Here is a 6,771-nt window from a genome sequence, read left to right on the forward strand (position 1 = left end):
GAGCAGGATGCAGCAATCAGCGTATAGAACAAGCTCTAACGGGCAGTATGAACAAAATAGCAACTTTATTTCACCCGAAAATATACGGTGGAACAATGTTGCTTACTCTAAACTCTAGTTTCAATATTAACTTCGATAATTTCGAATACAAGGATAATCAATAATGAAGAAATCGATCCTGTTGCTGCTGCTCAGCCTGTTTCTGGGTGCCTGTGTAAACCAACCCCGGTTTGACAGCCCTGCGGTTGCCACCGCCAAGGTCATCAAAAGTAAGAATGACAAGCGCCAGTACGAGTATCTGATACTGCCCAACCGGATGCGGGTGCTGCTGGTATCCGATCCCGAAGCGGACAAGGCAGCCGCCGCCATGAGCATCGAGGTGGGCAGCACCAGCAATCCGCCCGGACGGCAGGGGCTGGCGCATTTTCTCGAACACATGCTGTTCATGGGGACGGAAAAATACCCGGATGTGGATGAATATTCTTCTTTCATCAAGCGCAACGGTGGCAGCGACAACGCCTTTACCGCCGACAATCAGACCATCTATTTCTTCGACATCAAGGCGGGGAAGCTCGAACCGGCTCTGGACCGCTTCGCCCAGTTCTTCATTTCTCCGTTGTTCGATGCCAAGTACGTGAAGCGTGAAGCCAATGCCGTGAATTCGGAATACCAGCTCAAGCTCAAGGAGGATTCGCGCCGTATCGATGCCGCAGAAAAGCAGAGCTACAACCCCGCCAGTCCTTATGCGCAGTTCTTCGTGGGCAACCTGGATACGCTCGCCGACCGGCCGGGCAGCAAGGTGCGTGACGACCTGATTGCCTTTTACCAAAAACACTATTCCGCCAATATCATGGGTCTGACGGTGGTGGGCAAGGAGTCTTTGCCAGTGCTGCGCGCCTGGGTGGAAGAGAAGTTCGCTGCAGTGCCCGACAGGAACGCCAAGCCCTATCGGCCGGGCAAGGACGAGCTGTTGTATCGCCCTTCCCAGCTTCCCCTGGAAGTGGCGCTGACGCCGCTGAAGAAACTCCATAAACTTACGCTGGCATTTCCAATTCCCTCCCAACGCAAGAACTACAGGACCGGTCCCATCAACTACGTTGCCAACTTCATCGGTGATGAAGGCCAGGGCAGCCTGTACGACCTGCTGAAGAAGAAAGGCTGGATCACTTCCCTGAGTGCCGGCGGACAGAATCTGGATGATGTCCAGGGCTTGTTCAACGTGAGCATGGACCTGACGGAAACAGGGGTAAAGCACGTACCGGAGATTGCGGAATATATGTTCGAATACATCGATCTTCTGAGTGCCAAAGGCATTGAACAATGGCGTTACAACGAGTTGAAGAAAAAGTCTGTGCTGGATTTCCGTTTCGAGGAAAAGGCGCCCGCCAGCTCCTATGCCATGAGCCTGTCCGGCAAACTGCTGCGCTATCCTGCCGAGGACGTGTTACGGGGAGGCAAGATCTATGATGTCTGGAAGCCCGAACTGCTGTCCGATTTGCTGTCCAGGCTGCAACCGGACAACCTTGCCATGACACTGGTCGATCCGGATGTGAAAACCGACAGGGTGGAGAAGTTCTACAAGGTGCCGTATCGCATCAGCCGTATCGGCAGCCGTGATCTGAAACTGTGGCAGGAAGAGAAGGTCGATGCGGCACTGGTGTTGCCCAAGCCCAATCCTTTCATTCCCGACCATGTCGCGATCAAGCCGCTGGTGAATCCCACGCCCGTGCCTGTGGCGCTTGAAAAAGAACCGGGAGACAGCCTCTGGTATCAGCAGGACGAACAATTCGACGTCCCCCGCGCGGTGTTCATGCTGAACCTCAAGCTGCCCGGTCACCGGAATACGGCGAAGAAGGCAGTGAGCCTGTTCCTGCTGGTTGACCTAGTCAAGGATCAGCTCAATGCCTGGTCTTATCCTGCGCAACTCGCCTGCCTGAGCTACTCCATCAGTCCGACACGGGAGGGACTGACGCTGCTCATCTATGGTTATGATGAAAAGCAGCCGGTACTGCTGGAAAAAGTACTGGCCGCTCTCAGGCATCCGACGCTGCCCGGGGACCGTTTCCAGGTGTACAAGGACAAGCGCAAGCGCAGCCTAGCCAACAAGGCACTCGATCGCCCTTACCGCCAGATACTCGATGAACGCACGCGCCGCCTGATCAGCCCTGCCTGGAGTCCGAAACAGAAGCTTGCCGCCCTGGAATCTCTCAGCCGTGATGACCTGCAGGATTATGCCACTCACCTGTTCGACGAGGCAGAAGTCCAGGTGCTTTCTTACGGGAATCTCCGGCCGAAAGAGGCTGAAGCCATGAACGCGCTGCTGCAGAGAAAGCTGTTGTCGGGTACCCGTCTGGTGGAAGCGCCAGCACTTCAGCTGACCATCGTACCCAGAAGGAAGACCCTGACTTACCGCTATGACGTGGATCATCCGGATTCGGCCATGGTCATCAGCTTCCAGGGCAACGACAAGAGCATCGCCGAACAGGCGCGCTGGCGCCTGCTGGGGCATGTCATGGCCAGCCCCTTCTTCAGCGCCTTGCGCACGGAGCAGCAACTGGGCTATGTCGTGGCTGCCGCTTTCAGCGAAACTGACCACCTGCCCGGCATGCTGTTTTTGGTGCAGTCATCCGCCGTTTCCGCCGGGGAACTGCAAAAGCGCATGGAAGCATTCATCCGGGATTATGTTGCGGAACTGGAGTCCATGGACGAAAAGGAATTCGCCGCTCACAAGGCGGGTCTGGTGGCGAAACTGCTGAAGAAGGACGACATGATGCTGAGCCGGGCCGTTCGCTACATGGACAACCTGGATCGCAAACGCTACAGCTTCGATTTCAGGAAGCAGGTGGCCGATGAGGTGTCCGGACTGTCCAGGGCTGAACTGCTGGCTTTTTACCGGCAGAATCTGCTGCAGCAACCACGGCGTCTGGTAGTGTATTCGCCCGGCACGCGGTTTTCGGCGAAGTAGTGCGTGCCTCGAACGATTCGAGATGTCCTAGGGTATTTGCCGATACAAATGCCGGGTCGAAATGACTACAATCACGCAATCCTGTTAGAGAACTGAATAGAGATGGACGCAGACCAGTTACGCCTCATATTGCTCCTGGCCGGTATGGCTCTGGTGGTGGCGATTTATCTGTGGGACAGGTACAAACGTTCCCGTTCACGCCTGAAGGGTCTGTCATTGCGCCAGGCACGTCGTCTGCAGCGTGAACTGGCCGATCAGGAGCCCGTGGCCGATGATGAAATCATCAGCTTTACGGCGGTCAAGGAAAAGAAGGCGTCACACCGGGAAGCGCCAGCTGAAGAACCGCAGGTTGCGCAGGAGTCCTTTCTTCCCGGGGAGCCGGAAGGACAGCCGGAAATCGAACTTCCCAGTATCGAAATGGACACCCAGTCCGGGCGAGGTGATCCGGAGCCGGTTGCAGGAGCAACCTTCAGCGCAGCCGGGGATGATGATTACCTGCATGCCTCACCGGAAGTGCAGGACAGTCTGCCACAGATGCTGGTGCAAATAGCACTGGTGCGTCAGGATGGTGATTTTTCCGGCAGTGACATTGTAGATGCCATGCGGGAAGTGGGGCTGCAACCCGGTCCCATGGAAATCTATCATCGCCAGGACAGCCGCTATCCCGATAGGGTGCTGTTCAGCGTCGCCAGCCTGGTCAACCCCGGCCACTTTCCTCTCGATGACATGGAAGGATTCAGCACGCCCGGCCTGATGCTGTTCACCCAGCTTCCCGGTGTACGTGATGGTCTGGAGATCTATTCCGATATGCTCTATACCGCCAATGAGCTGGCCGGCATGCTGGGCGGTGTACTGCAGGACGAGACCCACAGCGTGCTGAGCAAGCAGACCATTCAGCACACCAAGGATGCCATCATGGAGCATCGCAGAAAACTGCGCCTGGCCAAGCTGAGCAAATGAGCGCCGCATCCATCCGGGCACGGGCAGAGGATCTGCGCCGCCAGATCGATTACCACAACTACCGTTATTATGTGCTGGACGATCCGGAGATTCCCGACAGTGAATACGACCGTCTCATGCGCGAGCTTCAGGAACTGGAAGCCGCCCATCCCGAACTGATCACCCCCGACTCCCCCACCCAGCGGGTGGGCGCACAGCCTCTCAAGGAATTTGCCGAGGTCCGCCATGCCATACCCATGCTTTCCCTGGGCAACGCCTTCAGCGACGAGGAAATGGCCGATTTCGACGAGCGTGTGCGCAAGCTGCTGAACGTGGAACAGATCGAATACAGTGCCGAGCCCAAGCTGGATGGCCTGGCCATCAGTCTGCGCTACGAGAAAGGCATCCTGCTGCAGGGCGCCACCCGGGGAGACGGTCACCGGGGTGAGGATGTCACCAGCAATGTGCGCACCATAGGCGCCATTCCCCTGCGCCTGCTGGGGGAGGGCTGGCCCGCCGTGCTGGAAGTGCGTGGCGAGATCTTCATGCCGAAAAAGGGCTTCGAGGAACTCAACAGGCGGGCAAGAAAGAAAGGCGAAAAAACCTTCGCCAACCCGCGCAATGCTGCCGCGGGCAGCCTGCGCCAGCTCGACCCGAAGATCACAGCCACCCGTCCCCTGTCTTTCTATGCCTACGGCTGGGGCGAACTGTCCGTGGAGAAACTGGGAGACAGCTACAGTGACGCCATGGCTGTTATCAAGGAATACGGCCTGCCTGTATCACCCGAGCTGAACGTGGTGCAGGGACTGCAGGGCTGCCTGGACTATTTCGACGCCATGACGCGAAAGCGCGATTCCCTGGACTATGAAATCGACGGCGTGGTGTTCAAGGTCAACGATCTGCAGCAGCAGGAACGCCTGGGTTTTGTTTCCCGGGCGCCGCGCTGGGCCATCGCACGCAAGTTTCCTGCCCAGGAAGCGCTGACGGTAGTGAAAGACGTGGAATTCCAGGTAGGGCGTACCGGTGCGGTAACGCCTGTAGCACGGCTGGACCCCGTGGAAGTGGGCGGCGTGACCGTGCGCAACGCCACCCTGCACAATATGGATGAAGTGAAAAAGAAGGATGTCCATATCGGGGACACCGTCTATGTGCGGCGGGCGGGTGACGTGATCCCGGAGATCGTGCGCGTGTTGCCCGAGCCTCGACCGAAAACCGCCCGGGAAGTGGTGCTGCCCAAACACTGTCCCGTGTGTGGTTCCGACGTCATCAAGCCCGAGGGCGAGGCGGTGGCGCGCTGCACCGGTGGCCTGTACTGTCCCGCCCAGCGCAAGGAAGCCATCAAACACTTCGCCTCGCGCCGGGCCATGGACATCGAAGGCCTGGGTGACAAGCTGGTGGAACAGCTGGTGGAGCAGGAACTGATCCATGATCCGGCGGACCTCTACAGCCTGACCCGGCAACAGCTCATGGGCCTGGAACGCATGGGCGAGAAATCCGCGCAGAATCTCCTAGATGCCCTGGAACGCAGCAAGGAAACCACCCTGGCGCATTTCCTCTATGCCCTGGGCATCCGCGAAGTGGGTGAAGCGACCAGCCAGACCCTGGCACAACAGTTCGGCAGTCTGGAAGCACTTGAAAAAGCCAGCGAGGAAGAACTGCAGGAAACCCCGGACATAGGCCCCATCGTCGCCGCTCATATCGCTGCATTTTTCCATCAGCCGCACAACCGGGAAGTTATCGACAAACTGCTGCAAGCGGGTATTCACTGGCCGGTGGTGGAAAGAGCGGCGGAAGAAGTACTGCCCCTTAAGGGCAAGACCTTCGTGCTCACAGGAAACCTCAGCCGTCACCGCAGCGAAATCAAGGCCGAGTTGCAGGCGCTGGGGGCGAAGGTCGCCGGCAGCGTATCCAGGAAGACTGATTACGTGGTGGCCGGGGAAGCAGCAGGTTCCAAGCTGGCCAAGGCCGAGGAACTGGGCATCACCATTCTCGATGAAGAGCAGCTGGACGAACTGTTGCGGGAGCATTCATGAACGACATTGAAGATTTGCAGGTGCGCATCAGCTTCCAGGAAGACAGCCTCCAGGAACTGAACATCACCGTCGCCCGCCAGCAGACCGAACTGGATATCCTGCGCAAAGAACTACTGCGCCTCCAGGAACGCCTGCTGGAGCTGGAGAGCAACCAGCCCGGCGGTGCGGAAGGGCAGGCCACAGAACTCCCTCCACACTACTGAAAAGCCCCCCTTTCCTCCTCGGAGAGGGCCGGGGGAGAGGGGACCGGAACTTTGCTCCCACAAAAGCAGTCCCACCCAATACCTGCCTCTTCCCCAGGAAAACCCTCACAATGAAAACCACCCCCGCAAGACTGCTGCGCGATTACCGGCCTCTCCTGATTTTCGCCATCCTGCTGGTAACCTTCCGCACCACCATTGCCGACTGGTCCCCCGTGCCCAGCGGTTCCATGGAACCCACCTTGGTTCCCGGCGACGTGATGTGGATCGACAAGACCGCTTTTGGCCCCTCACTGCCCATCATCAACAAGAAACTGTTGACCTGGGGAAGCCCCAAACGCGGAGAAGTGATCACCTTCGTCCCGCCCCACAAGGATCAGCTGTTCGTCAAGCGCGTGATTGCGGTGCCCGGCGACCACCTGCGTATCGAAGGTATGAAACTATGGGTGAACGGGCAGCCCCTGGCCCAGCAGATTACCCGCGAGGAGGCGGATTATCTCCTGGGAGAAGGAACCATCGCTGCCAGCCATGGAGAGCGAAGCGAAGGCTGGTAGACCCCAGTAGCCGCGAGGCCGCACTGTTTTCCCGGCGTGCCTTGCGCCAGAGGGAAAACAAAGTAGGCCTCCGAACGCGG

Annotated in this window: 5 protein-coding genes; all 5 read left to right on the plus strand. The window is 58.1% G+C overall.

Annotated features, from left to right (window positions below; all coding sequences use genetic code 11):
• Positions 1 to 163: 163 nt before the first annotated feature.
• The 5 genes from ACOCD2_RS09930 (at position 164) to lepB (ending at position 6,691) form a co-directional block, all read left to right on the plus strand.
• Positions 164 to 2,965 (plus strand): insulinase family protein, encoded by a 2,802-nt coding sequence (locus ACOCD2_RS09930; RefSeq protein WP_293647204.1) that lies wholly within the window; start codon positions 164 to 166, stop codon positions 2,963 to 2,965.
• A 102-nt stretch (positions 2,966 to 3,067) separates the two neighbouring features.
• Positions 3,068 to 3,925, plus strand: a complete 858-nt coding sequence (gene zipA / locus ACOCD2_RS09935; protein ID WP_293647202.1) for a cell division protein ZipA — start codon at positions 3,068 to 3,070, stop codon at positions 3,923 to 3,925.
• A complete protein-coding gene (gene ligA, locus ACOCD2_RS09940; RefSeq protein WP_293647200.1) occupies positions 3,922 to 5,937 on the plus strand; it encodes an NAD-dependent DNA ligase LigA in 2,016 nt (671 codons plus the stop codon). Before zipA ends, ligA begins: the two co-directional genes overlap by 4 nt.
• On the plus strand, positions 5,934 to 6,140 hold the full coding sequence (locus tag ACOCD2_RS09945; protein ID WP_293647198.1) for a SlyX family protein: 207 nt from the start codon (positions 5,934 to 5,936) through the stop codon (positions 6,138 to 6,140). The genes ligA and ACOCD2_RS09945 overlap by 4 nt, the downstream gene beginning before the upstream one ends.
• Before the next feature lie 110 nt (positions 6,141 to 6,250).
• Positions 6,251 to 6,691, plus strand: a complete 441-nt coding sequence (lepB, locus tag ACOCD2_RS09950) for a signal peptidase I (protein ID WP_293647196.1) — start codon at positions 6,251 to 6,253, stop codon at positions 6,689 to 6,691.
• The last annotated feature ends 80 nt before the right edge of the window (positions 6,692 to 6,771 follow it).

Source organism: Thiolapillus sp. (assembly GCF_048562965.1).
Classification (GTDB): Bacteria; Pseudomonadota; Gammaproteobacteria; order Chromatiales; family Chromatiaceae; genus Thiolapillus; species Thiolapillus brandeum_A.